General features: G+C 66.7%; 27 protein-coding genes. 12 read left to right on the plus strand and 15 right to left on the minus strand.

What is annotated here, in order from left to right; genetic code table 11:
* Positions 1 to 3: 3 nt before the first annotated feature.
* The 5 genes from ACYVJ8_RS12445 to ACYVJ8_RS12465 all read right to left on the minus strand — a co-directional run bounded on the left by ACYVJ8_RS12445 (position 4) and on the right by ACYVJ8_RS12465 (position 2,938).
* Entirely contained in the window at positions 4 to 537 is a 534-nt protein-coding gene (locus ACYVJ8_RS12445) for an FMN-binding protein (RefSeq protein WP_460712836.1), read from the minus strand.
* A 19-nt stretch (positions 538 to 556) separates the two neighbouring features.
* On the minus strand, positions 557 to 1,447 hold the full coding sequence (locus tag ACYVJ8_RS12450) for a DUF6662 family protein (RefSeq protein WP_460712838.1): 891 nt from the start codon (positions 1,445 to 1,447) through the stop codon (positions 557 to 559).
* 64 nt (positions 1,448 to 1,511) lie between these two features.
* Positions 1,512 to 2,372 (minus strand): DUF6662 family protein, encoded by an 861-nt coding sequence (locus ACYVJ8_RS12455; RefSeq protein WP_460712840.1) that lies wholly within the window; start codon positions 2,370 to 2,372, stop codon positions 1,512 to 1,514.
* Between the two features lie 136 nt (positions 2,373 to 2,508).
* The gene (locus ACYVJ8_RS12460) at positions 2,509 to 2,721 is read right to left on the minus strand and encodes a hypothetical protein (protein WP_460712842.1); all 213 of its coding nucleotides are present in this window, start codon (positions 2,719 to 2,721) and stop codon (positions 2,509 to 2,511) included.
* A 34-nt stretch (positions 2,722 to 2,755) separates the two neighbouring features.
* Positions 2,756 to 2,938, minus strand: coding sequence for a hypothetical protein (locus ACYVJ8_RS12465; protein ID WP_460712844.1), 183 nt, complete (start codon positions 2,936 to 2,938; stop codon positions 2,756 to 2,758).
* 112 nt (positions 2,939 to 3,050) lie between these two features.
* Here ACYVJ8_RS12465 and ACYVJ8_RS12470 point away from each other — a divergent pair, with 112 nt between their 5' ends.
* The 4 genes from ACYVJ8_RS12470 to ACYVJ8_RS12485 all read left to right on the plus strand — a co-directional run bounded on the left by ACYVJ8_RS12470 (position 3,051) and on the right by ACYVJ8_RS12485 (position 6,973).
* Complete coding sequence (locus tag ACYVJ8_RS12470; RefSeq protein ID WP_460712846.1) at positions 3,051 to 4,004, plus strand: LysR substrate-binding domain-containing protein; 954 nt, start codon at positions 3,051 to 3,053, stop codon at positions 4,002 to 4,004.
* Positions 4,005 to 4,088: 84 nt separating this feature from the next.
* Positions 4,089 to 4,970, plus strand: a complete 882-nt coding sequence (locus tag ACYVJ8_RS12475) for a class I SAM-dependent methyltransferase (RefSeq protein ID WP_460712848.1) — start codon at positions 4,089 to 4,091, stop codon at positions 4,968 to 4,970.
* 216 nt (positions 4,971 to 5,186) lie between these two features.
* Positions 5,187 to 5,720, plus strand: a complete 534-nt coding sequence (locus tag ACYVJ8_RS12480) for a pseudouridine synthase (RefSeq protein WP_460712850.1) — start codon at positions 5,187 to 5,189, stop codon at positions 5,718 to 5,720.
* Between the two features lie 134 nt (positions 5,721 to 5,854).
* On the plus strand, positions 5,855 to 6,973 hold the full coding sequence (locus ACYVJ8_RS12485; RefSeq protein WP_460712852.1) for a hybrid sensor histidine kinase/response regulator: 1,119 nt from the start codon (positions 5,855 to 5,857) through the stop codon (positions 6,971 to 6,973).
* Positions 6,974 to 6,999: 26 nt separating this feature from the next.
* On the opposite strand, the gene ACYVJ8_RS12490 is transcribed toward ACYVJ8_RS12485, so the two are convergent.
* Positions 7,000 to 7,380 carry a hypothetical protein gene (locus ACYVJ8_RS12490; RefSeq protein ID WP_460712854.1) on the minus strand — a complete coding sequence of 127 codons (381 nt, stop codon included), beginning with the start codon at positions 7,378 to 7,380 and terminating at the stop codon, positions 7,000 to 7,002.
* 107 nt (positions 7,381 to 7,487) lie between these two features.
* Between ACYVJ8_RS12490 and ACYVJ8_RS12495 the strand changes: the two genes are divergently transcribed.
* Positions 7,488 to 8,156 (plus strand): Fe2+-dependent dioxygenase, encoded by a 669-nt coding sequence (locus tag ACYVJ8_RS12495; protein ID WP_460712856.1) that lies wholly within the window; start codon positions 7,488 to 7,490, stop codon positions 8,154 to 8,156.
* Between the two features lie 18 nt (positions 8,157 to 8,174).
* On the opposite strand, the gene ACYVJ8_RS12500 is transcribed toward ACYVJ8_RS12495, so the two are convergent.
* Together ACYVJ8_RS12500 and hrpB are read right to left on the minus strand one after the other, a co-directional pair.
* Positions 8,175 to 9,185 carry a sulfotransferase gene (locus tag ACYVJ8_RS12500; RefSeq protein WP_460712857.1) on the minus strand — a complete coding sequence of 337 codons (1,011 nt, stop codon included), beginning with the start codon at positions 9,183 to 9,185 and terminating at the stop codon, positions 8,175 to 8,177.
* Positions 9,186 to 9,221: 36 nt separating this feature from the next.
* On the minus strand, positions 9,222 to 11,744 hold the full coding sequence (gene hrpB / locus ACYVJ8_RS12505) for an ATP-dependent helicase HrpB (protein ID WP_460712859.1): 2,523 nt from the start codon (positions 11,742 to 11,744) through the stop codon (positions 9,222 to 9,224).
* Positions 11,745 to 11,931: 187 nt separating this feature from the next.
* On the opposite strand from hrpB, the gene ACYVJ8_RS12510 reads away from it, so the two are divergent.
* A complete protein-coding gene (locus ACYVJ8_RS12510) occupies positions 11,932 to 12,726 on the plus strand; it encodes a TatD family hydrolase (RefSeq protein ID WP_460712861.1) in 795 nt (264 codons plus the stop codon).
* 9 nt (positions 12,727 to 12,735) lie between these two features.
* Here the strand turns inward: ACYVJ8_RS12510 and ACYVJ8_RS12515 are convergent, their stop codons facing one another.
* The 4 genes from ACYVJ8_RS12515 to ACYVJ8_RS12530 form a co-directional block, all read right to left on the minus strand.
* The gene (locus tag ACYVJ8_RS12515; protein WP_460712863.1) at positions 12,736 to 13,068 is read right to left on the minus strand and encodes a hypothetical protein; all 333 of its coding nucleotides are present in this window, start codon (positions 13,066 to 13,068) and stop codon (positions 12,736 to 12,738) included.
* Positions 13,069 to 13,077: 9 nt separating this feature from the next.
* Positions 13,078 to 13,380 carry a hypothetical protein gene (locus ACYVJ8_RS12520; RefSeq protein WP_460712865.1) on the minus strand — a complete coding sequence of 101 codons (303 nt, stop codon included), beginning with the start codon at positions 13,378 to 13,380 and terminating at the stop codon, positions 13,078 to 13,080.
* Positions 13,381 to 13,520: 140 nt separating this feature from the next.
* Complete coding sequence (locus tag ACYVJ8_RS12525) at positions 13,521 to 14,327, minus strand: ABC transporter permease (protein ID WP_460712867.1); 807 nt, start codon at positions 14,325 to 14,327, stop codon at positions 13,521 to 13,523.
* Positions 14,324 to 15,298, minus strand: a complete 975-nt coding sequence (locus ACYVJ8_RS12530; protein WP_460712869.1) for an ABC transporter ATP-binding protein — start codon at positions 15,296 to 15,298, stop codon at positions 14,324 to 14,326. The genes ACYVJ8_RS12525 and ACYVJ8_RS12530 overlap by 4 nt, the downstream gene beginning before the upstream one ends.
* A gap of 227 nt (positions 15,299 to 15,525) precedes the next feature.
* Between ACYVJ8_RS12530 and ACYVJ8_RS12535 the strand changes: the two genes are divergently transcribed.
* The 6 genes from ACYVJ8_RS12535 to ACYVJ8_RS12560 all read left to right on the plus strand — a co-directional run bounded on the left by ACYVJ8_RS12535 (position 15,526) and on the right by ACYVJ8_RS12560 (position 20,797).
* A complete protein-coding gene (locus ACYVJ8_RS12535) occupies positions 15,526 to 16,293 on the plus strand; it encodes a ferredoxin--NADP reductase (RefSeq protein ID WP_460712871.1) in 768 nt (255 codons plus the stop codon).
* Positions 16,294 to 16,381: 88 nt separating this feature from the next.
* Positions 16,382 to 16,954 (plus strand): hypothetical protein, encoded by a 573-nt coding sequence (locus ACYVJ8_RS12540; RefSeq protein WP_460712873.1) that lies wholly within the window; start codon positions 16,382 to 16,384, stop codon positions 16,952 to 16,954.
* 9 nt (positions 16,955 to 16,963) lie between these two features.
* Positions 16,964 to 17,161 carry a helix-turn-helix transcriptional regulator gene (locus ACYVJ8_RS12545; protein ID WP_460712875.1) on the plus strand — a complete coding sequence of 66 codons (198 nt, stop codon included), beginning with the start codon at positions 16,964 to 16,966 and terminating at the stop codon, positions 17,159 to 17,161.
* A gap of 90 nt (positions 17,162 to 17,251) precedes the next feature.
* Positions 17,252 to 18,829, plus strand: coding sequence for an alpha/beta hydrolase (locus ACYVJ8_RS12550; protein ID WP_460712877.1), 1,578 nt, complete (start codon positions 17,252 to 17,254; stop codon positions 18,827 to 18,829).
* A gap of 31 nt (positions 18,830 to 18,860) precedes the next feature.
* Positions 18,861 to 19,607, plus strand: a complete 747-nt coding sequence (locus tag ACYVJ8_RS12555) for an ABC transporter ATP-binding protein (RefSeq protein ID WP_460712879.1) — start codon at positions 18,861 to 18,863, stop codon at positions 19,605 to 19,607.
* A complete protein-coding gene (locus ACYVJ8_RS12560; protein WP_460712881.1) occupies positions 19,604 to 20,797 on the plus strand; it encodes an ABC transporter permease in 1,194 nt (397 codons plus the stop codon). Before ACYVJ8_RS12555 ends, ACYVJ8_RS12560 begins: the two co-directional genes overlap by 4 nt.
* Positions 20,798 to 20,908: 111 nt before the next feature.
* On the opposite strand, the gene ACYVJ8_RS12565 is transcribed toward ACYVJ8_RS12560, so the two are convergent.
* From ACYVJ8_RS12565 to yidC, 3 genes are all read right to left on the minus strand, one after another.
* Complete coding sequence (locus ACYVJ8_RS12565; RefSeq protein WP_460712883.1) at positions 20,909 to 21,937, minus strand: energy transducer TonB; 1,029 nt, start codon at positions 21,935 to 21,937, stop codon at positions 20,909 to 20,911.
* 134 nt (positions 21,938 to 22,071) lie between these two features.
* Complete coding sequence (mnmE, locus tag ACYVJ8_RS12570; RefSeq protein WP_460712885.1) at positions 22,072 to 23,424, minus strand: tRNA uridine-5-carboxymethylaminomethyl(34) synthesis GTPase MnmE; 1,353 nt, start codon at positions 23,422 to 23,424, stop codon at positions 22,072 to 22,074.
* A 106-nt stretch (positions 23,425 to 23,530) separates the two neighbouring features.
* Complete coding sequence (yidC, locus tag ACYVJ8_RS12575) at positions 23,531 to 25,213, minus strand: membrane protein insertase YidC (RefSeq protein ID WP_460712887.1); 1,683 nt, start codon at positions 25,211 to 25,213, stop codon at positions 23,531 to 23,533.
* Between the last annotated feature and the right edge of the window lie 34 nt (positions 25,214 to 25,247).

Genomic DNA, 25,247 nt, shown 5'->3' on the forward strand with positions numbered 1-25,247 from the left:
GGCCTACTTCGCCGCGACGACCAGGGAATGCGTCGCCAGCAAACGGCGCACGCCTTCGGTGACATGGGCGCTCGACAAAGTCGCGCCGGAAAGGTTGACGATGTCGACGTCCAGCCTGAGCGGCGCGCCGTATTTCTTGCCGGTGAACTGGGCGCGCCACTTCGGATTGCGCACCTGGCCGCCGTAGGTTTCCCGGTAGTCGAGGATCTCCAGACCGGTCACCGCACCGTCCGCGTCGAGCGCAAGCGCGTAGGTGATCATCTCGTGCTTGCCGAGCACCTGATCGAGATAGAACCAGCCGCCGTTGGCCGCGCGCCACACCTTCAATGCCGGCTCGCGCACGCGCAGGCCGCTGGCCTTCTGCACGGCCTTGGCCTGCGCCGGGGTGAGCATGACCGCTACCGGAGACAACGCCTGGCCAGGAAACAGCTTCTGCTGCGCCTGCTCGACGGTGAAATAGGTCGCAGCCATCGCCGGCGCTGCCACCAGCACGGTGGCAGCGGGCAACAACCATTGCACGTTGAAGTCGCGACGCATGGCCTGTTCCTTTCGCTGCTCAGAAGTTGAAGCCGACCTTCAGGCGGGCTTCGCGTTCGGTCTTTTCGATCAGATGCAGATCGGTGTCGCGCTGGCCGTCGTATTGCTCGCCGCCACCGCGGATCTGCGGTAGCCAGGTCAGCGTCGCCCACCATTTCTGGTCGCCATAATGCAGGCTCGGGCCGGCGAATACGCTCCATCGTTCCTGGCCGACTTCGGTTTCGAATTCGGTTTCGTAAAGCGCTTCGGCGCCGACGTACCACTTCGGCGCGAAACGGTAGCTCAAGCCGGTACCAGCCTTCAGCTCGAGTTCGACTTCCGGATCGGTCGGCCATTCGAAATCCGCCGGCAGGTTGGCGATCGGCTCACGGTCGGCCCAGGTCGCTTCCATGCCCAGGTTGCCAACCCACACCAGCTGCGCATCGAGGAAGTACTTCTGCAACAGGAGATCGAATTCGCCGGTGACGGTCTTCTTGTCCTGGCCGGAGTGCTTGTCGATCCACTGGTATTCCAGCGCATAGCGCGTGGTGAGGCCGATGCCATCCGCGGCCGGGCGCAGGAAGTTGTACTTGCCGTACACCTCGACGCCCGAGAACTTGGTGATGTCGCGATCGCCAGGCAGGTAGCCATTGATGCTCAGGCCGCTGGTGTCGAGCGACATCGCCTGGAGCGCACCGCCGACGTTGAAGCGGTCGCTGACGCCGTATTCCAGCTCGGTTTCGTAGTCGTACGCGGTGTAGTCGCCCTGGCCCTTGTCGGCGCGCTGGGTGACCTTCTGATACAGCTCCCAGCCGCCGTCAGGGATCAGTTCCGAACCACGGACGTAGCCGAACAGGTTTTCATCGGCGTGCGCCGCGGGGGCGAGGAAAGCGGTGCCGCACAGCGCGGCGAACAGACAATGGCGAATCATCAGGCGAGGTCCATGCGGAAGGAATGCGCCCGCTTCGATCCGGCGGGCGTCGGGGTTTACGTAATCAGAAATTGACGCCGAACTTCAGGCGCGTTTCGCTGCGCTCACGCTCTTCCAGGTGCAGGCGATCGGAGCGTTCTGCGTCGATCGGGCCGCCCTTGATCTGCGGCATCCAGGTCAGCGTGGCCCAGTACTTCTCGCCGCCGTAGTGCAGCGTGGGGCCGGCGTACCAGGCCCAGAACTCGCGCGAGCTGTATTCGGGGTAGGCCATATCCACGCGCGTCTCCACGCCAGCGAACCAGTTCGGCGCGAATCGGTAGGAAACGCCGGCGCTGTTTTCGACGTAGAGCTCTTCCTCCCACTCGCCGTCTTCGCGCTCCCACTCGGGCTCGAGGGTGAGGTTGTAGGCGGTGACGATCTGCCCGTCGAGGAAGTTCTTCTGCAGGATCAGCTTGCTTTCCAGGCCGACTTCCTTGAAGCGCTCGCCGTCCGGGCGATGCAGCGTGGAGTACTCGGGCTCCAGGTAGAGCGCGAGGCCGTAACCATCGCGCTCGGGGCTCTTGAGATTCCACTTCATCGAGACCTTCGCGCCGTCGAAATCGAGGCCGCGGTCGAGCTTGATCGGCTCGCCGGTTTCTTCGTCTTCGATCGCGCCGCCGCCATAGTTGTAGGCACGGCCGGTCAGGTAGAACGACATCTGGAACCGGTCGGTGATGCCGTGCTCGAATTCGAACTGCACATCCGTGGCGCGGTAATGGCCTTCGCCCTTGCCGGTACGCTGGGTCAGCCAGACATAGGCTTCGTTGCCGCCGGCGGGCAGGGTTTCGGCGCCGTAGGAGTAGCCGAAGTAGTTTTCATCGGCCTGGGCGAGCGCAGGAAGGAGCGACAGACCGATCAGGGCGGCAAGGAGGCGAAGCGAAGGCATATGGATGGTCAGGGGAGGATATGAAACGCGAATGATTCGCATTTGCTGGCCGTCTGTCAAACCCCGCCCCCAGACGCTCGCGCAAAAAAGGGCGCGGCGATGAGCCGCGCCCTTCCCGTACCGCTGAGCTGGCCGCTCAGCGACAGCCGCCGACGGCGCTCAAGCGCGCGTCGTCGTCGAATCCCTCCGAGCGAGCACCGAAGCGGCGTTGCGAAGCCGCGCGGTTGCCGAGTTCGTTGGCGAACTCATTGGCGGCGGTCGCGGCGCCGTAGTGCCGCGCGTCGATCAGGACCGGCGATGCCGGGGTGTCGTTTTCGAGCAGGTACAGCAGGCCTTTGAACAGGTTCATGGTCGTCTCCAGAGCAAGATGCTTGCGGCGGCGCTCAATGCGCGCGCTCATGTGTCGAGGGGTCGGGCGGCTGGGCGGCGGGCGGCAACCCGTCGGCCGCCACCTGCCCGGCGGCGGTGGGCACGGCGGCGGCCAATTCATCGCCCGCCAGTTCCTGGGCGAGGCGAACATCGGCGACAGCGCCGTCCAGAAACAGCAATCCGGTCCAAATATTCATTCCCCGCTCCTCGGCCGGTTCCGGCCCTGTCTTGAGTGAGAAGAGAATCTAAACCCTTGCACAGCCCCGAAAAAGCGACCATTCTGCAAGTCTGTGTTGAAAGAGATTCAACATGAACCGGCCTCCTTTGCATGCCCTGCAGGGCTTCGTCATCGCCGCGCGCGTCGGCAACCTGTCACGCGCCGCCGAGTCGCTGCACCTCACCGTGAGCGCGCTCAGTCACCAGATCCGCGGACTTGAAGAGCGGCTAGGCCAGCGCCTGTTCGTGCGCGTGGCGCGGGGCGTCGAACTCACCGCCGACGGCCAATGCCTGTTCGACCGGGTATCGCCGCACTTCGACGCGATCGAACAAGCGCTGCAGCCCTACCGCGCGCGCCGCGACGACGTGCTGACGATAACCCTGATGCCTTCGTTCGCGTCGAGCTGGCTGGTGCCGCGGTTGCCGCGCTTCCTCGTTGCGCACCCGCAGATCGAGATCAATCTGCAGTCCACGGTGAACAAGGTCGACTTCGAGCGCCAGACCGACATCGATGCGGGCCTGCGCTACGGCCCGGGCGAGTGGCCGCGCCTGCACGCCGTACATCTGTTTGACGACTGGGTGGCGCCGACGGCCAGCCCCGAACTGATCGCTCGCCTGGGCCAGCCGACCTTGGAAACGCTCGGCGAATTTCCGCTGCTCGGCGCGCCCGGCGGACGCTGGAGCGACTGGTTTGCGGAGTTCGGCGGCACCGCGCCCAAGCGCTTCGTCGCCAACTTCGACGACTCCGAGACGCTGCACCGCGCGGCGGTCGAAGGCCTCGGCATCGCGTTGGGCCGGCTCACGCTGACGCGGCCGATGGTCGAGGCCGGGCGCTTGACGACCCTGTTCGAGGAACGCCTCAAAGCCGAGTACGCGCATTACCTGGTGTTTCCGGAGCGCTCCGCGCGGCATCGCGGCCTGCTCGCCTTCCGTGAGTGGTTGCTGCAGGAAGCCCACGAGTACGCGGCTTCCGCCGAATGCGTGCATGCGCGCGCGGTCGGCAAGGCCCCGCGCGGGCGCGCATCTGCGGTGGCCGGCACGGACTAGAGCGGAACACTGCGGACAACGACTGCGATGGCCGGCGTCATGCCGTGGCGGTAGGCTGCGCCCTTTCCCCGCATGGAGCTCCTCATGAAACGTCTGCTGCTTGCCACTCTGCTTCCGCTTGCCTTCTCCGCCTGCGCCGGCGAAACGGTGCGCGACCCCGCCGGCGGTACCGACGGCCTGGATGCGAAGACCGCGCAGAAGGTCGAGGCGGCCGAAGACCAGATGCTGCAGCTCGCCGTGCAGGGCCAATGGCGCGATCCGAAGAACGTCGCCCGCGACGTGTACCGCCATCCGCTGGAGACGCTGCGTTTCTTCGGCGTGCGCCAGCACCAGACGCTCATCGAGATCACGCCGGGGGCCGGGTGGTATGCTGAGATCCTCTCGCCGCTGATCGGCAGCAACGGCCACTACATCGCCGCGGTGTGGGACGACGCGATTCCGGGCCAGCCCGGCTATCGCTACCGCCTCAACAAGGAGCTGCGCGAGAAGTTCGCGTCGAATGCCGACGTGTACCGCGACCCGCAAGTGCGCATGTTCGATCCCAAGGCGCCGGTGTTCGGCGCGCCGGGTTCCGCCGACGTCGTGGTGACCTTCCGCAATGCCCACAACTGGGTGGCGGACGGTAATGCGGATGCCTACTTCAAGGCTTTCTTCGACGTGCTCAAGCCGGGCGGCATCCTGGGCGTGGAGGATCATCGCGCCAAGCCCGGCACCGATCTGGAGACGATGAAGAAGTCGGGCTACCTCACCGAGAAGCTGGTGATCGACTACGCGACCAAGGCGGGCTTCGTGCTCGAGGCGAAGAGCGAGGTCAACGCCAACCCGAAGGACACCACCGATCATCCCAATGGCGTGTGGACGCTGCCGCCGAGCAACGATCACGACCCGAAGGACGATGCGAAGTACAAGGCGATCGGGGAAAGCGATCGGATGACGTTGCGCTTCCGAAAGCCGCCCCACGGTTAAAGTGGGTTACGGCGCGATTCGGGCCGCGGCGGCGGGTGATAGCGGCGAATGACCACGCTTTAAAAGCAACAGCAAAAGCAAAAGCCCCTCACCCGCCTTCGGCACCCTCTCCCCGTCGCAAAGCGACGGGGAGAGGGAGAGCTAAAGGCCTCGCGCCCGGATGACGGTGCGCAGCGGCGGCTGCGACAATCGCATGTCACCGCCCACCCGCACGCCATGCTCATCGCCTTCAACAAGCCCTACGGCGTGCTGTGCCAGTTCACCGATCGCAGCGTGCCGCCGCGGCGCACCCTGGCCGAGTTCGGGCTGCCGCCCGATGTGTACGCGGCGGGTCGGCTCGATCACGACAGCGAAGGCCTGCTGCTGCTGACCGACGATGGCGGACTGGCCCATCGCCTCACCGATCCGAAACACAAGCAGCCGAAGACCTACTGGGTGCAGGTCGAAGGCGACCCGCAGGACGCGCAGCTGACCGCACTGCGCAATGGCGTTGACCTCAACGATGGTCGTACGCGACCGGCGCAAGTGCGGCGCATCGACGCGCCCTCCCTGTGGCCGCGCGATCCACCGGTGCGCTATCGCAAGAGCGTGCCCGACGCGTGGCTGGAAGTGACGATCAGCGAAGGCCGCAACCGCCAGGTGCGGCGCATGACCGCCGCGGTGGGACTGCCCACCCTGCGCCTGGTGCGCATCGGCATCGGACCGCACCGGCTGGAGGCGTTGCAGCCCGGCACCTGGCGAGGCCTGTAATCACGGCGGCTTCACCTCGCTGAGCGGCCTATGCTGTCTCGTTCAGGAAACTGACCGCAACGCCATCGCGGGTTCAGTGCATTCTGATACGGTGCAGGCCCATCCGCCGGCAGGGAATTCGGCTACCGCCATCGATGAGCTACGTCGCCCAAAACGGCCGCATCCTCGTGGTCGACGACCAACCCGTGAACCTGCGCGTCGTCAGCAGCCTGCTGTCGCGGCAAGGCTACGAGGTCGTGGTCGCCAGCAATGGCGCCGAGGCGCTGGAGCGGTATCGGGAGACGGCACCCGACCTGGTGCTGCTCGACATGATCATGCCGGGCATGGACGGCTTCGATGTGCTGCGCTCGCTGCAGGCCCTGACGCCGCCGGTGGCGCCGGTGGTGTTCGTGACCGCGGCGCAGGATCGCGACATGCTGCTGCGCGCCTTCGATGCCGGCGTGGTCGATTACGTGACCAAGCCGTTCCTGCCCGAGGAGCTGCTCGCCCGGGTCAACGCGCACATCGGCCTCAAGCTCACCCGCGACCGCCTCGAACGCGTTGCCCGCGAACGCGAGGAACTGGTCAACCTGGTCGCGCACGATCTCAAGAATCCCCTCAGCAGCGTCCTGTTCGCCAGCGACCTGCTGCGCAGCGAGGGCTGCCGGCCCGAGCGCGTTCCGCACTATCTCACCGTCATCCACGAAAGCGTGCACGACGCGCTCGGCTATATCCGCGAGTATTTGGAAAGCCGCATGGGCGCGGCATCCGCGCGTGCTGGGGATACCAGCGCCTCGCTCGCCGACACCGTGGACTGGCTGATCCGCCGCTACGGAATGCAGCTGGAAGCGCGCGGTATCCGCGTGCTCGCGACACCGCCGCCGGCCGACGTGCACGTCGCCATCGATGAGCGCGTGCTGCGCCAGGTTGCTGAGAACCTGGTGTCCAACGCCCTCAAGTACGCCCCCGACAGCGAGCTCACGCTGGCCGCGCGTAGCGGCGCGCCCGGTTACTGGCAATTGGTCGTGGCCGATCGCGGCCCGGGCATTCCGGCTGAGCAGCAGCGGCTGTTGTTCAAGCCGTTCACGCGTCTTCGCGAAGGCGACGACAGCATGTCGCATGGCCTGGGCCTGTCGCTGGCCAAGCAGATCGTCGCCAAGGCGGGCGGCCAGCTGTGGTACGAGACACGCGAAGGCGGCGGTGCGCAGTTCGTCATCGAACTGCCCGAAGCGGCCCTTCCCATCCGCAGCGAACCGATTCCCCAGGAGACCTGAGGCGGGACGCTGCGCGTCCCGCGCTATCAGCTCTCCGCGGAAGGCTGACTGCGCGAGCCGCCACTGCGCGTCGTGCGTGCGTTGCGTGTGCGGCGCCCGTCGCCGCGGCGGGCTTCGACGCGGCGCGCCTTGCCCTCGATCGCCTCTTTGCCGTTGCCCTGTTCGGCACGCTTGGCGCGACGATGCGCCGCGTACCAGAGCAGGCCCGCACCGGCGACCGCCGCGGCGATCACCACCGGATTGCGGCGCACGAACTTCCCGGCGACGCGCGCCCCCTGCTTGAGCACGCCCAGCTTCGCGCCGGCTTCCAAGAGCTGGCCCGCCTTGGGCAGGGCGTGACGGACGTTGTCGCTGACCGAGCTGGCCAGCTCCAGCGCGCGTCCGGAAATCGCTTCGATCCTGTTCATGGCGCCTCGCTCCCTTTCGAAAAACCGGCGATCAGTCTCCCCCGCGATTCGTTGACTCGGCGTGAGCGGTTGCCGCGGCGACGGCCAGCGCGGATTATTGCCACACCATGATCCGAATCCTGCCCCAAGTCCTCAACGCCGCGGAACTGCAGGCAGTCCGCGAATGGCTGCCGCAGGTCGCCTTCGGCGACGGTCGCATGACCAATCAGTCTTCGAACGTGAAGCGCAACCTGCAGGCCTCGCAGGAGGATCCGGTCAATACCCGCATCGCCCAGCTGGCACGCGATGCGCTGGCGCGGCACCCGGACCTGCGCAGCTACGCGCTGCCGCGCACGATGGCGCGGGCGACGGTGGTGCGCTACGAGCCGGGCATGACCTACGGCTGGCACGTGGACGAAGCCTTGTTCCCGTCGACCCCGCCGATGCGCAGCGATCTGTCGTGCACCATCTTCCTTAACGATCCGGGCGAGTACGACGGCGGCGAGCTGATCATCCAGCTGGGCGCGCAGGAGCTGGCCTACAAGCTCAATGCCGGCGACGCGATCCTCTATCCATCGACGACCATCCATCAGGTCGCCCCGGTAACCCGCGGCGTGCGCGTCGCCGCGATCACCTGGCTGCACAGCTGGATCGCCGACGCGAACCAGCGCGAGCTGCTGGTGCAACTCGACGAAGCCCGAGCGATCGCTGCGCGCGCGCCCGCGCCCGACCCACGCCTTCAAGTTCTGCTGGAATCGCTGAAGACCAATCTGTTTCGAATGTGGGCGGATACCTGAGGCAGCGCCTCGCGGCGATCAGGCTGCCACGGTCGCCAACTGCGGATGCCGTTGGATGAGGGCGTTGCACCATGCCTCGCCGGCCTCGATGTCGGCCGCGTAGCGTTCCTGCGCCAGTAGCAGATCGTGTGCGCGATCCTGGCGCCCGTAACCATGGTCCTGCGCCTTGGAATAGCGCGTCCACGCGGACGACTGCAGCGCGATGGGAACGTGCTCGGGATCGAGCTGCAAATGCTGCGCGATGCGGCGCAGTTCCACGGCAGGCTGCGCTAGCAGGGTTTCGAAATCGACGCGCAGCACGCGGCCCGAGTGCGCCTGCGCCAGTGCGGCGAAGCGCACGCGCTCGGCCAGCCAGCCCATGGCGCATTGCTGCGGCAGCGACAGTGCGTACAGCGCGACGCCGTCGGCTAGGCCGCGAGCGTGCAGGTCGCGCAGACGCTCGCCCGCCGCCATCGCGGCATCGCGCACGGAATCGGGCGACTTCAGCAGCGTGGCCAGATAAGGTCGCAGCGGCATGTCGAGCAGCACGGCGCGCATCGCAGGCTGCGATTCGAGCAAGGGCGCGATCAGACCATTGCAACTGCTGGTGGCCTTGATCAAGGTCCGCTGCTGCCCGGCCAACGGTCGCGACCAGGCCATCCACAACTGACGCAGCAGCGCACGCGCTTCCTGCGGCGATAAGCGCGAATCCACCTGGGCAAGCTGCGTCCAGGCCTCGGCGAGGGTGCGCAGGGGCAAGGGTTCGCGCAAGGCCTGCACGCCTGGCCAGGCTTCGAGCACACGGCTCAGCAGCGTGGAGCCGCAATGGCCGATATGAAAAATGGCATCGGCCGCTCGCACTTCGCCCAGGCTGGCGTCGAGGAGCATTTCCAGCGGCATCCAACCGCCTTCGGTGTTGGGCTTCAACGCGCGCTCGTCGAGAAAGGCCGCCTCGGCGCGCTGCGCGGCGTCCATGCGCAACACCAGCGCGCGCCGCGCGATGAGATCGAGCTTGTAGGGTAGGAATTGCGGATCGGTCAGAGGCGCCATGGGCGGAGTTTAAGGCGCCGCCGCGGTTTGGAAGCGCTAGGTGCCCCTAGGTTTGGCCCGATGCGTCGCAGTTGCACTCCATGGGTCATCCGGCCAAGGATGCTTCGGATACCGACCCTTCATCTCCTTCTTCACCTCCGGGTACGTGCGATCCCAAAAACTGCGCAGATCGCGCGTGATCTGCAGCGGCTTGCCGCCCGGCGAGAGCAGATGCAGCGTCAGCGGCACGCGTCCGTCGGCGATGCGCGGCGTGTCCGCCAGTCCGAACAGTTCCTGCAGTTTCACCGCCAGCACCGGTGCTTCCGGCGCGCCCTGGCCGTCGTCGGCGCTGGCGTCGAAGCCGTAATCGATGCGCCGCTCCATGCCGGACGGAACCACTATCCGTGTCGGCGCGAGGGCATCGATCTTCTGCCGTGTCGCCCAGTCGACGGAAGACTTCAGCGCTTCGCCCAGCGCCTGTTCGTCGAGCGCGTCCAGGCGTGTCTTGCCCGTCAGGGCCGGTTTGAGCCAATCGTCGAGCGTGTCCAGCAGCGTGGCGTCGGAGAGATCCGGCAACGTGTCGGCGAGTTCGGGCAGCCACACGCGCAGACACCGCACGCGACTACGCCACTGCGACAAGGCTTCGCTCCACGGCAACGCCGACAAGCCGAGTTGGCGCACGGCGTCGACCAGCGCATCGGCATAGCGAGCGGGATCGGGTTTCGCCAGCGGCCTGCTCTCCAACACGATGCGATCGAAGCGGGTTTCGCGCACGGCCGCGATACCGCGTGCCTGCGCATCCCACACCACGCGGTCTTCGCGCACGAAGCGCTCGGGGAAGTCGCGCCGCAGGCGCGCTTCGTCCAAGGGCGCGGCGCGCAGCACCTGGGCATCGTTGCGCAGCGAACGCAGCTCGCTGACGACGATCCAAGGTTCGCCATAGAGAGCGCTGTCGTCGAACAGCCGGGCGCTGCGGCCATTGGCGAGCTGGTAACGATAGGGATCGGTCGGATGCTGCCGCCCGATGCGATCGGGGTAGGCGTGCAAGAGCACATCGCCCAGCACGTGCGCAGGCAGGTCCGAGGGCGGCGGTGCGTCCACGCGCAAACGGCGGCGCCATTGCTTGCTGGCCTGATCCAGTGCGGCCAGTGCCGAGCGCGAAGCGTCGGCGGCCAAGCGACCCTGGCGGAACGCCGCCAGTGCCTGCCATCGTTCGACCAACGCGTCGGAGCGCGAGCGCAGCGGATCGCGCGCTTCCAGCAACGCGGCCAGATCGCAGGCCAGCGCGCGCTCAGCTCTGTCTTCCGGCGCCAGCAGCATCGCGGCCAGACGCGGATGCGTACCCAACGCGAGCATGCGTTTGCCCAAGGGCGTGATCGTGGACCGATCGAGCGCGCCCAGTCGTTGCAGCAATTCGCGCGCCGCCGCCAACGCTCCTGGGGGCGGTGTGTCGACGAAGCGCAGATTGGCATCGCCCCAAGCCGCCAGTTCAAGCGCGAGCGCCGCCAGTTCGACCTGTCCGATCTCCGCGCGACGCTGCGCTTCCAAGCGCTGCGACTCGGGCCACAGCCGATACGCGAACCCCTCGGCAACGCGACCGGCACGACCGGCGCGCTGGTCGGCGGATGCCTGCGCGATGTTCACCACATCCAGGCGCGCGAACCCGCTGTTCGGGTCGTAGCGCGGCTCGCGCGCCAGACCGCTGTCGATCACGACTCGCACGCCCGGCAAGGTCACGCTGGATTCGGCGACATTGGTGGCGAGGACGATGCGGCGGTGCCCTTCGGGATCAGGTTGCAACACGCGCGACTGCTGCTCCACCGGCAGTTCGCCATGCAGTTGCAGCACATCGACGCGACGCGTGGCCTCGCTGCCGGCCAGTGCGGCATCGGTGCGCATGATTTCGCGCTGGCCCGGCAGAAACACCAGCACGTCGCCGGGATGTTGCGTGAGCGCGTGCTCCACCGCGCGCTTCATCTGATGTTCCAGCGCCTCCTCGCGCCGCGCGGGAAAGTGCGCGATCGCCACTGGATAGCTACGGCCCGCACTGCTCAACCGCGGCGCGTCGAGGAACTGCGCCAGGCGCTCGCCATCCAGCGTCGCCGACATCACCACGATGCGCAGGTCGTCGCGCAGCGAGGCCTGCACGTCCAGCGCCAAGGCGAGACCGAGATCGGCGGACAGATGCCGCTCGTGGAACTCGTCGAATAGCAGCGCACCGACGCCTTCCAGCATCGGGTCGTCCTGGATCATGCGGGTCAGGATGCCCTCGGTGACCACTTCTATCCGCGTCGCCGCCGACACCTTGTTCTCGAAGCGGATGCGATAGCCGACCGTGCCACCGACGTCTTCGCCGCGCTGTTTCGCCATGAACTGCGCAGCGGCGCGGGCGGCGACGCGGCGTGGTTCCAGCATCACGATCTTGCGGTCGCCCAGCCAGGCGGCGTCGAGCAGCGCCGGCGGCACCTGGGTGGTCTTGCCCGCGCCGGGCGGAGCTTCCAGGACCAGGCACGGATGCACGGCGAGCGAGTCGCGGATGCGGGGTAGCAGTTCGTCGATGGGGAAGGTGGGACGATTCACCAGTGAAGAATAATGGGTGCGTCGCCTGTCCACTTCGTTCCTTCTCCCCGCGAGCGGGGAGAAGGTGCCCCGAAGGGGCGGATGAGGGGAAGCTTTTCGCCGAGCACCACGTCCCCTCACCCTGCGTCGCTACGCGACGCTGTCCCTCTCCCCGCAAGCGGGGCGATGGCAAAGCTACAATTCCTCTATGCAACTGATCGACATCGGCGCCAACCTCACCCACGACAGCTTCGACCACGACCGCGACGCGGTGCTGCAGCGCGCGCGCGAGGCGGGCGTCATGCAGATGGTGGTGACGGGGGCATCGCGCGAGCATTCGCCGCTGGCGCTGAAGCTGGCCAAGCAGCATCCCGGTGAATTGTTCGCCACGGCCGGCGTGCACCCGCACCATGCCAGCGAATACACCGCCGAATGCGATGCGGAGATGCGTGCGCTACATACGCATGCCGAAGTCGTCGCGGTCGGCGAGTGCGGTCTGGACTACTTCCGCGACTTCTCGCCACGCCCGTCGCAGCGCCGCGCGTTCGAGCTGCAACTGCAGATCGCCGTGGACACCCGCAAACCGCTGTTCCTGCACCAGCGCGACGCGCACGCCGACTTCATGGCGATGATGCGCAACTTCGAAGGTCGCCTCGGCCCGGCGGTCGTGCACTGCTTCACCGGCACACGCGAGGAGCTGTTCGACTACCTCGACCAGGACTGGCACATCGGCATCACCGGCTGGCTGTGCGACGAGCGCCGCGGCCAGCATCTGCGGGAACTGGTGAAACACATTCCGGCCAATCGTTTGATGATCGAGACCGATGCGCCCTATCTGTTGCCGCGCACGGTGAAGCCGGCGCCGTCGCATCGGCGCAACGAGCCCCTCTACTTGGCGCACATCGTCGAAGAACTCGCGCGCGACCGTGGCGAGAGCGTCACCGAGATGGCGGCGGCCACCACCGCTGCGGCGCAGGCGTTCTTCCGTCTGCCTGCGCCTTAGTCGGGCCGGTCACTTATCGAGGTCAGCCAGCGCGACCAGCTCTGCGCTGCGTGCACGCATGCGCGCGACGACGTGGATTTGTTCAACGCCGGTCCGCTGACAGGCCCGACCGATTTCCGCCATCAGGCGCTGGCGGGTGTTATAGACCTGGCTGAAGTTGTGCTGCCCGGTCCATTCCCCGACCGCTTGCTGGGAAGGCAAAGCGCGCTGAGCGCAGTCGGTGACGTAGAGGACCGCCTGGGCGGTGACCGGCGGCAGCGAAGCGGCAGTCCTCTCGCCCGCACCCGCCGCGGGGCAAGTCAGGGCCAGGCCGACGAGGACCATGCGGATCCCTGCGTTCATAAAATTCTCCTAGCGCTGGCCGGAGACCTGCGCGACTTCCATTTCCTTCACCCGCACGCGCGGGGATTCGAAGACGACCAGCAGATCGGTGGCGCCATGGCGGCAGGCGCGCAGGCCCGCGATGATCGCGCGCTTGCGAACATCGGGAACCGGATCGAACGCATTGACGCCGACCTCGTGGGCGACGCGCTCCAGGCTCGGCCAGTTGCGTTGCTCGCAACTGACGATGATGGGGGACGATGTGGGCGGTGCCGCGGCGGCAGCCAACGGGAACATCAGCGCAGCCAGGACGATTGCATATCGCGCGTTCATGGGGCACCTCCGTGGGCACCCGGTGTGCCCATGCCTTGTTCATGGATTCGGAAACCACCGGCACCAATTACAGGCCTCCTGCGCGCGCCCAAAGAAAAGGCCCGCCGAAGCGGGCCGTTCCTGCGGTACAGGCGAAGGTGTCAGCTACGCAGGCCGACGCCCCGCTTGAGCAGCCACAGCGCGAGCGCGCTGAGGCCGACGATGAAGGCCAGCATCAATCCGTAGGCCGTCCACATCGACACGTCGGTGATGCCGAGCAGGCCGTAGCGGAATGCATTGACCATGTAGAACACCGGATTGATATGCGTGGCGGCCTCCGCCCACACCGGCAGCAGCTTCACCGAATAGAACACGCCGCCGAGGTAGGTGAGCGGCGTGAGGATGAAGGTCGGCACGATCGCGATGTCGTCGAACTTCTTCGCGTACACCGCGTTGACGAAGCCGGCGAGCGAGAAGATCGTTGCGCCGAGCAGCACGGTGGTGAACGTGATCAGCGGGTGCGGCATGCTGACGCGGGTGAACAGCATCGAGATCGCCAGCACGATGACGCCGACCATCAGGCCGCGCAGTACTGCGCCGGTGACGTAGCCGGAGAGGATCACCCAATTGGGCATGGGGCTGACCAGCAGCTCCTCGACGTGGCGTCCGAACTTGGCGCCGAAGAAGCTCGAGGAAATGTTGCCGTAGCTGTTCTGGATGACGCTCATCATCACCAGGCCGGGGACGATGAAATCCATGTAGCGCACGCCGTCCATCGCCCGGATCTGGCGGCCGATCAGCCCGCCGAAGATCAGGAAGTACAGCGTCATAGTGATCGCCGGCGGCACCAGGGTCTGGCCCCAGATGCGCAGGATGCGGGTGACTTCGCGGCGGACGATGGTGCCGTAGGCGGTGAAGTTGCGCTGACTCGACGTCAGTTCGATGGGCTTGTCGATGGCTGTGCTCATACCGATTCCTCCGGCTGGACCTGTACGCCATTGCTCTGCGTGCCCTCGCTGATCAGGCGCACGAACAATTCCTCCAGGCGGTTGCTCTTGGTTCGCATCGAACGCACGCGGATGCCGGCGTCGTTCAACGCGCCGAAGACACGGTTGAGATCCATCGCGCGCGGCATCTCCACATCCAGCGTGTGGTCGTCGGTGGCGTGGATGGTGGTGCCGGCGATCGCCGGCAGCGTCGACGGCAGCGTGCCGTCGATGTCGAACAGGAAGCCCTCGACATCGAGCTTGGCCAGCAGCGCCTTCATCGGACCCTGTTCGACGATGCGGCCCTTGTCGATGATGGCCAGGTTGCGGCAGAGGCTTTCGGCTTCTTCCAGATAATGCGTGGTGAGAATGATCGTGGTGCCCGCCGCGTTGATTTCCTTCAGCGTCTTCCACATGCCGCGGCGGATCTCGATATCGACGCCGGCGGTGGGTTCGTCGAGGATCAGCAGGCGCGGCCGCGTCATCATCGCGCGCGCGATCATCAGGCGGCGCTTCATGCCGCCCGACAGCGTGCGGCTCATCATCGTCGCCTTTTCCCACAGGTGGGCACGGCGCAGCTCTTCTTCCGCGCGCACCAGCGCTTCCGCGCGCGGCACGCCGTAGAAACCGGCGTAGTTGACCAGGATGTCGAGCGGCTTCTCGAACATGTTGAAGTTGAGTTCCTGCGGCACCAGGCCAATCAGGCGCATGGCCTCGTCGCGGTGCCTGAGCAGGTCGGTGCCGAAGATGGACACCGAGCCGCTGCTCAGGTTCACCAGCGAGCTGGCGATGCCGATCAGGGTCGACTTGCCGGCGCCGTTGGGACCGAGCAGGGCGAAAAAGTCGCCGGGCTTCACGTCCAGGGACACGCCCTTGAGGGCTTCGACCTTGTTGTCGTAGGTCTTACGCAGGTCGCGGATGGAAAGCGCGGGAGCTTGGGATGGCTCGGTCATGGGGCTTCGTATGAAGTGCGTCCTTCGGCGGGCTCAGGACGGCGTACTCGGGTTGGGCTCGCTGTGAAAATGAGCCGGCGCGGATGGCCGGGCCGCTCATTAGGGAGTCTGTGAACCCAACCAGGAGCCGCGCGGCGAACCCCGGTAGTATAGGCGGCCCGATGGCGAGCCCTTCGCCACGCAGTGTTCCATCCGACCGGACCGATTCCAGGAACAGACCTCGTAACGTGGCCATCCAGCATTTCCCGCTCAAGCTCGTATCGCGCCGCATGCTGGCGCCCACCGTCGGCCACTACACCTTCGTCCGTGCGGACGAGCAGCCGCTGGACTTCATCCCCGGCCAGTTCATCCAGGTCCATTTCAGCTACGGCGACGGCACGGCGACCAAGCGTTCGTATTCGTTGGCGACCATCCACGACCATGCGCTGGGTCCTGGCGAAGGCGTGGAGATCGCGGTGAGCTACGTGGTCGGTGGCGCGGCGACGGCCTTGTTCGAGGGCCTCAAGACCGGCGAAACCGTCGATGCCAGCGGTCCCTTCGGCCGCTTCTGCCTGATGCCCGCGGACAGCAACCGGCGCTACCTGCTGATCGGCACCGGCACCGGTGTCACCCCATACCGCGCGATGCTGCCGCAGCTGGAGACGCAGATCCGCCAGCGCGGCGTGAAGGTGGTGCTGCTGTTCGGTGCGCGTAACCCGGGCGAGCTGCTCTATGGCGACGAGTTCCGCGCGTTCGCCGACAAGCATCCGGATCACTTCCGTTTCGTGCCCTGCCTGTCGCGCGAGCTGCCCGCGGCGGATTCGCCGCACGCGCATGCCGACGTGCGCCACGGCTACGTGCAGCAGTTCCTCGCCGAATTCGCGCCGGATGCGGCGCACGACATCGCCTATCTGTGCGGCAACCCGAACATGGTCGATGCCTGCTTCGAGTCGCTGAAGGGCTATGGCCTGCCGGTGCCGCAGATCCGCCGCGAGAAGTACGTCAGCAGCAAATAAGGCCCCGGCCGCAGGCCCTGTAAAGGGTGCTTGACACGCCGCTTTGGGCGGCCGTATCGTCCTGTCAACCTTCCTTGACAGGACCGCCATGTCGACCCGCTCGCTCGTTGCCGGTGGCGTCCTCGTTCTCGCTGCGGCGATCGGCCTGAGCCTGCTGGCCGCCGGCCGCGTCCCGGATTTCCTGCTCGGCGTGCTCTACGGCACCGGCGGCAGTCTGCTGCTCGCCGCCTTGTTGCGCTGGCGCCTGCCCGCACCCTGCGACACCACCACGCCCGCCCTGCGCCGCCGCTACCTGCGCGAACTGATGCCGGCGATGGTGCTGTATGTGGTCACGATCCTTCTCTCGGTGTGGCTGCTCAAGCGCGTGGACGGCGTGGTGTTGCGCACGGTGATCGCGCTGCTCCCGGTGCCGCCGGTGGCGCTGGCCGTGCGGGCGATGGTGCGCTACGTCCGTGATGCGGACGAACTGCAGCGGCGCATCGAAGTGGAGGCGCTGGCATTCGCCGCCGCTTGGGTGTCGGTGGCCTATCTGGCCGCGGGGCTGTTGCAGGTGGCCAAGGTGATCGCCGTGCCGGCGGGCGCCGCCATGATCTGGGTGCTGCCCATGCTGTGCCTGGTGTACGTCGTGGCCAAAGTGGTCGTCTCGCGTCGCTATTCCTGACGCCGCGCCATGCACAGCCGAATCCGCGAACTACGCGAACGCCACGGTTGGTCGCAAGGCGAGCTCGCCGAGCGGCTGGAAGTGTCGCGCCAAACCGTCAACGCCATCGAAACCGGCAAGTACGATCCTAGCTTGCCGCTCGCCTTCCGCATCGCGCGGCTGTTCGGCAAGCCGATCGAATACGTCTTTCTGCCGGATGAGGGCTGAGTCCTTCGTTTCACATGGATCTACCGCTACAAGTCGACCGATAAACCTCGCGCCACCTCGCTCCACATCCTGCAAAGGGGAAACCGCACGATGTCCCGCAAGCTCCGCATCGCTCTAGCCGTCGCCGCGGCACTGGGCTTTTTCGGCTACCGGCAGTTCGCCACGGAAGGCCACACGGCAACCGCTGCGCAATCGCCGCAGTCCACTGGCAGCACCGCCAGTGATTCCACCCCGGTCCGCAATTACGGGCGCATCGGCTTCAAGCCCTGCGTGCTGACGAGCGAGCAGGGACTGCCGCCGGTCGAAGCACAGTGCGCGACGTTCTCGGTACCGGAGGATCGCGCCAATCCGAAGGCGCGCAGCATCGCGCTCAACATCGCCTGGCTGCCCGCCGAAGACAAATCGGGCGGCACGCCCGACCCGATCTTCTTCCTCGCCGGTGGCCCCGGACAGGCCGCGACCACGCTGGCCGCGCCGATCGACATGGCTCTGCACGAGGCGCGCAAGCAGCGCGGCATCGTGCTGATCGACCAGCGCGGTACCGGCAAGTCCAATCCGCTGGACTGCCGCGACGCCAAGGGCGGGCCGCTCACGTTCGACGACAGCGCCCAGCTGGATGACGCGGCACTGTCGGCCTATGTCGGTCAATGCCTGAAATCGCTGGCGGGCCGTGCGGATCCGCGCTTCTACACCACGGGCGATGCCATCGCCGACCTCGATGCCGTGCGCGCAGCCATCGGTGCCGACAAGATCAACGTGATCGGCGGTTCCTACGGCACGCGCGTCGCGCAACAGTACGCGATGCATTTTCCGCAGCACACGCGCAGCGTCGTGCTCGACGGCGTCGCGCCGAACCGGCTGGTGGTCGGCGGCGAGTTCGCGCAACGCCTGGAAGAAGCGCTGCGCAAGCAGGACACGCAGTGCGCGAAGCTGCCGGCCTGCAAGGCCCGCTATTCCGGCAACGGCGGCGGCGACTTGATCGCGCGCTTGAACGCACTCAAGACGCGCCTGACCACGGCGCCGGTGCAGGTGAGCTATCGCGACCCCGACACCAACGAGCCCAAGCAGGACATGCTCACCGCCGATACGCTGATCGGCCTGACCCACGGCGTCTCGTACGTGCCGCAATTGTCTTCGCTGCTGCCGTTGGTGGTGAGCGAAGCCGAACAGGGCCGCTACGAACCGCTGATGTCGATCGCGAAGTTCTGGAGCAGCCAGGTCAGCGGCGAGCTCAACCGCGGCATGCAGTGGTCGGTAATCTGCGCCGAGGACGCACCGCGCTACCAGCCCGATCCCAAGGATGCGAACACGGTGCTCGGCCCCGACATGGCGCGCACATTCTTCCTGGCCTGCCAGCAGTGGCCGCGCGGCAAGATGGCCGCGGACTTCACTGCGCCTTTGAAGACCAACGTACCGGTGCTGGTGACCTCGGGCGAACTCGATCCGGTCACGCCGCCCGTGTATGGCGAGGAGGTGGTGAAGAGCCTGCCCAACGGCCGCCATCTCGTGCTGCGCGGCCAGGGCCACGGCGCGATGAACCTGGGTTGCATGCCCAAGCTGTTGGGCCGGTTCTTCGAGACCGCCGATGCGAAGGCGCTCGACGCGACCTGCCTCGACAGCCTCAGCTACGTGCCCCCCTTCACTTCGTTCAACGGCTGGGAGCCGTGAGCCGCGCCGTGGTGTTTAGGAGAACGCATTCATGATCAACGCAAACGATCTGCACAAGAGTTTCAAGACGCGCACCGGCATAGTGAAGGCGGTGGACGGCGTCAGCTTCACCGCGCGCGATGGCGAAATCACCGGCCTGCTCGGCCCCAACGGCGCCGGCAAGACCACGACGCTGCGCATGCTCTACACGCTGATGAAGCCCGAGCAGGGCAGCATCACCGTGGACGGGCTCGACGCGTCACGCGAGCCCGAAGCGGTACGCCGCGCACTGGGCGTGCTGCCGGATGCACGCGGCGTGTACAAGCGCCTGACCGCGCGTGAAAACATCGCCTATTTCGGCGAGCTGCACGGCATGTCGGCGGCCGATATCGCCCGCCGCACCGACGTGCTGTCTTCCGCCCTGGACATGCGCGACATCCTCGATCGCCAGACCGAAGGCTTCTCGCAAGGGCAGCGCACCAAGACCGCGATCGCGCGGGCGCTGGTGCACGATCCGAAGAACGTCATCCTCGACGAACCGACCAACGGCCTGGACGTGATGACCACGCGCGCCATGCGCGCCTTCCTGCAACAACTCAAGGCCGAGGGCCGCTGCGTGATCTTCTCCAGCCACATCATGCAGGAGGTCGCCGCGCTGTGTGACCGCATCGTGATCATCGCCAAGGGGCGCGTCGTCGCCGCCGGCAGCGCCGACGAGCTGCGCGCGCAGACCGGCGAGTCGAATCTGGAAGACGCCTTCGTCAAGGCCATCGGCTCGGAGGAGGGCCTGCACGCATGAGCAAGAAGTCGGGAATGATGTCCACGATGCTCGCGGTGATGCGCAAGGAACTGCGCGACATCTCGCGCGATCGCCGCACGCTGATGCTCGCGCTGCTGTTGGGCCCCTTGCTGTATCCGGTGCTGATGCTGGGCGTCGGCAAGCTTGCGGAGAATCGCGCGCGCACCGAACTCGACAAAGTCATGGAAGTGCCGGTGACGGGCGCCGAGCGCGCACCGAATCTCGTTGCGTTCCTCGCCACGCGCGGGATCAAGGCGGTGGCGCCGCCGAAGGACCTGGATGCGGCCATCGCACGCCAAGACGTCGACGTCGCATTGAGCATCGACGCCGACTACGGCGCGCAATGGCGCAAGGGCGACGCGGCGAAGATCGAGATCGTCGCCGACAGCACGCGCAAGGCGGCGGACATTCCGATGGCGCGGCTGCGCTCGGCGCTCGAGGCCTACAGCGGTCAGGTCGGAACGCTGCGTCTGCTGGCGCGCGGCATCGACCCGGGCGTGACCAAGCCGCTGAGCATCGGCAACCGCGATCTCGCTTCGGCCGAAGCCAAACGCGGCGCGCTTGCCGCGGCACTGCTGCCCTATCTGCTGATCCTGACCTCGTTCCTCGGCGGCGCGTACCTGATCATGGATGCCACCGCCGGCGAGCGCGAGCGCCAGTCGCTGGAACCGCTGCTGGCCACGCCGTCCGCGCGCAGCTCCATCGTCAGCGGCAAGATTGCCGCCGCCTGCACCATGGGCATCGCCTCGCTGGTGCTGACGCTGCTGGCGTTCAAGCTCAGCGCGCAGTTCAGCAGCGACGCCGGCATGGTCATCGACGTCACCTTCATGGCGATCGGCAAGATGCTGCTGGTGCTGCTGCCGATGCTGTTCATCGGCACTTCGCTGCTGACCTATCTGTCGGCCACGGCCAAGAGCATGAAGGAAGCGCAGAGCCACATGATGTGGCTGATGCTGCTGCCGATGGTGCCGACGATCATGCTGATGGTGAATCCGCTGAAGGAACAGTCGTGGCAGTACACGGTGCCGTTCCTGGCGCAGAACCAGATGCTGTTGAAGGTGATCCGCGCCGAGTTCATTCCGATGCAGGTGTGGGTCATCTACCTTGCCGCCGGCTTCGGCATAGCAGCAGTGCTGTGGTTTGCGGCGGTGCGGCGCTATCACCAGGAGCGGTTGGCTATATCTGGGTGAGGACGTTCCGTAGCCCGATCAGCGACGCCATGGATGGCAGCAAGAACCAACAAAAAAGCCCGGCAATCGCGGGCTTTTTCTTTTACGGCAGCGCCGCGTAAGCGGCCTGCCTTATCCCTGCGGGTTAAAGCTGATCTCACGACGCGTAGTCACCGGTGCAGCCACCGGCTGGAAGCGCCACTTGCGCACGGCGTTCACCGCTTCGCGATCGAAGATGCGGGCGGGGTTGGAGCGAACCACGCGTGCGGCGGTGACGGTGCCGTCGGTGCCGACGGTGTACTCGACCAGCACCGAACCGGACTGGCCGGCGCGCAGTGCTTCCGGCGGGAACTTCGGCGCCGGCATCGAGATCGGGCGCAGATCCGAAGCGGACGGTGCGGCGGCGGCGGCCGTATTGCGCTGCTCAGCGGCGCGGCGGTCCGCGGCGGCCTTGTCGGCGGCGGCACGGTCTGCAGCGGCCTTGTCCGCAGCCTCCTTGTTGGCGGCGGCCTTGTCCGCTGCCGCCTTGTCGCTGGCGGCCTGCTGCGAGGCGAGCTTCTTGGCCGCGTCTTCCTGTTGCTTCTTCTGGTCGGCCAGGCGCTTGTCTTCGAGTTCCTTCTGGCGCTTGGCTTCTTCCTCGGCGGTCAGGGCCTGCGCGCGCTGGGCGGCGGTGGCTTCCTGCGCGGCGATGCTGGCCTTCAGGCGGGCCAGAGCCGGATGCTGCGGATCGGCTTTTTCCAACAGGGCCGACAGGCGCTTGGCTTCGCTGAAGTCGTCGCGGTTGACGCTCTGCTCGACAGCGATCACCGTCATCGGCAGCAGGTCGGTCAGCGCGCTGGCGACTGCGGCGTCGCCCTGGGTCTTGTCGCGAAGGGCGAGGTAGTACTCGACGGCGTTGTCGCCGGCCGGCGCGTACAGGCGGTTTTCCGCGTAGGCCTTGCTGGCGGCTTCGCGCAGCTGGTCGGCCGACATTGCGGCGACCTGCGAAGACACGGCGGTCGCAGGCGTCGGTGCCGGCGCCGTCGTCGTGGGCGCGGCGGCCTGCTCGGCGGGCTGTTCTTTGCCGCATGCAGCGAGCAGCAGACCGACCGTCAGCACGGCAATGAACTGGAGTGTGGCGGGCCGGCGCACGGACCGGGCCTCGAAGTACTTGGAAATCATGTTTTTGGGTCCCCTGGAGTGCGGCGATCTAGTGCGCACCGCGCAAGTGAGACGCGCGCCAGACCCTTTGTCAAGCGCGTCGCGCATTCACCCGGTGCGGTCCGCTGCCTGGGCCGGGTTTTTGCGACCTGGCTTCACTTTCCGATGCAAAAGCTGGAAAAAATGTGACCTAAAAGGTCATCTGCGCGGACATGGCCGGTGATCTCGCCGAGGGCGTCGTGCGCATGGCGCAGCGACTCGGCGGCGAGATCCAGGGCCTCGGCCTCGAGCTGTTCGCGGGCCAGGGCGAACTCGGCCCGGGCCAACTGCAGCGCATCGACGTGGCGCGCGCGCGCGGTGAACGTGCCCTCGCCCACCGCCGCCTCGCCTTGGGCCAAGGTGCGCAGGCGTGCATGCAGTAAGTCGAGTCCCGTGCCGGTGTGTGCCGATACATAGAGATGATCGGTGCTCGCGGGATCGTCGGCTGCGGGCGTCGGCGCGGTCGCCAACAGGTCGGCCTTGTTATGTATCCACAGCCGTTGCGGCACGGCGGCAATCGCGTCGGCGACCGCGCTGCGACCGGCCTGCGCTTCACGCGCGTCGAGCACGATCAGGGCGAGGTCGGCGCGTGCGAGTTCGACGCGCGCACGGCGCATGCCTTCGCGCTCGATCGCATCGCCGCCCTCGCGCAGGCCGGCGGTGTCGACCAGAGTGAGTTCGACGCCGTCGATGCGCACGACCTCCTGCAACAGATCGCGCGTGGTGCCGGCGATATCGGTGACGATGGCGCGGTCGCTGCCGGCCAGGGCATTGAGCAGCGAGCTCTTGCCGGCGTTCGGCGGTCCCACGATCACCGCATGCAAACCGTCGCGCAGGCGACGGCCGCGTTCGGCGGCTTGCAGCAGTTCGTCCAATGCGTGTGCAGTCGTGGCGAAGCGCGCGCGCAGTTGTGCGCCGCCCAGGGTATCGATGGGTTCGTCGGCGAAATCGATCGCGGCTTCGACATGCACGCGGATCGCCAGTACGTCAGCGGCAATGGCTTCGACGCGGCGCGAGAACTCGCCTTCGAGCGCACGGCGCGCCGCACGCGCGGCGTTGGCGTCGGCCGCGGCGATGAGGTCGGCGACCGCTTCGGCCTGGGCGAGATCGAGCTTGCCATTGAGGAAGGCGCGTTCGCTGAATTCGCCCGGGCGCGCACGGCGGGCACCCAGTTCGACGCAGCGCTGCACGAGTTGCTCGAGCACCACCGGGCTGCCATGCGCCTGCAGTTCGACCACGTCTTCGCCGGTGTAGCTTGCGGGGGCCTTGAACCACAGCGCGATGCCGTCGTCGATGACGTCGCCGCCGCGTGTGGCGAAGCGCGCGTAGTGCGCGTGGCGTGGGATCAGCGAGACGCCGCTGATGCTTTCGGCGATCGCGCGAGCATGCGCACCGGACAGGCGCACGATGCCGACGCCCCCGGCTCCAGGCGCTGTCGCTATCGCGGCGATGGTTTCTCTCTGCGACATGGGGAGGCCTGCATCCGATCAGGGAAAGATAGCGCCGTTGCGCGTAGCCCGTACCGAAAACACGAAGCCCGCCTTGCGGCGGGCTTCGTTCGTCATGAAGGCAGGATCAGGCCGCGGCCTTTGCCGGCTCTTCGGCGTGACGCTTGGCCATCCACCACTGCTGCAACAGACCCAGGCTGCCGTTGGTGATCCAGTACAGCACCAGGCCCGCTGGCATGAAAGCGAACAGCACGCCGAACACCAGCGGCATGAACTGCATCATCTTCTGCTGCATCGGATCCATGCCCGGCGCCGGCGGCGTCATCTTCTGCGTCAGCCACATCACGCCAAGGTTGATCGCCGGCAGGATGAAGAAAGGATCGCGGGAGGTCAGGTCGGTGATCCAGCCGATCCACGGCGCGTGGCGCAGCTCCACCGATTCCGACAGCATCCAGTACAGGCAGAGGAAGACCGGCATCTGCACCAGGATCGGCAGACAGCCGCCGACCGGATTGATCTTCTCCTTCTTGTACAGCTCCATCATCGCCATCTGCAGCTTCTGCTTGTCGTCGCCGTAGCGCTCCTGCAGCTGCTTGATGCGCGGTTGGAACTTGCGCATCTTCGCCATCGAGCCGTACTGCGCGGACGACAGCGGATACATCAGCGCCTTGAGCAACACCACCAGGCCGATGATCGACCAGCCCCAGTTGCCGATCAGACCGTGCAGCTTGTCGAGCACCCAGAACAGCCAGCCGGCGAGGGTGGCGGCCCAGCTGAAGCGCGAGAAATCCACCGCGCGATCGAGGCCCTTCACCTGCTGCGCATCGATCTGCTTCACCAGCTTCGGGCCGACCCACAACCGCGCACTGGTTTCGGCCTTGCCGCCGGGCGCGACATTGAACGCCGGGCCGCGCGCCTCGACGGTGTAGCGTCCGCCCTGTTCGCGCAGCGCGAACAGCGCGCCCTGGTCCTTCTGCGGAATCCATGCAGCGAAGAAGTGGTGCTGCAGCATGCCGATCCAGCCGCCGGTGACTTCTTTGTTCAGCGCGCTGTTGGCGAATTCGTCGTACTTGTGCCGCTCGTACTTGTCGGCGTCGCTGTACCAGGCGGCGCCCTGGAAGCTGTACTTCTCCGCGCTCATCGGACCGCTGCTGGCGATCGCGCGCGGCACGCGGCTGAGGCCGCGATAGACGTAGGCCTTCCACGGCACCGTGCTGGCGTTGACGACTTCGTCGCGAACCTGGACGACGTAGCTGCCGCGCTGGAAAACGAACTGGCGGCGCACCGTCACGCCATTGCTGCCGGTCCACACGAAGGGCACGACCAGTTCGCGGTCGGTGAGGCGGTAATCGCGGTTGCCACCCTCCGGCTCGAACGTGCCCTGTTGCCCGGGCGCCACGCCACTGTCAGCGGTCCAGGCCGACTGCGCCACGAAGTAGTGGGCAGCGTCTTCGGCGAACAAACGCACCGGTTCGCTGTTGGCGGCGGCCAGGCTCGGATACTTGAGCAGATCGGCCTGGCGCACTTCGCCGCCGTCGAGCACGACGTGCAGTACGTCGGTGGTGACGTTCACGGCTTGGCCACGGCCGGTGCCGGTGACAGCCGCAGCCGCAGTGGGCGCGCTGCCCGGTGCGGTGGGAATCGCGCCGCCTGCGGCCGGTACCGACGGAGTCGCCGTGGGCACGGCGGGGGAAGCGCTTTCCGTAGCGACCGGGGTCGCGGGCGCCGCCTTCTCCTTGCCCCATTCCATCCACAGCAGGGTCGCCAGTGCTATCCAGGCGAAGATCAGGAAAATGCGGGTCTGGTTCATGAGAGCAAGGCAGGCTCGGCCGACGTGTAGGTCG

It is taken from the genome of Lysobacter terrae (assembly GCF_054782215.1).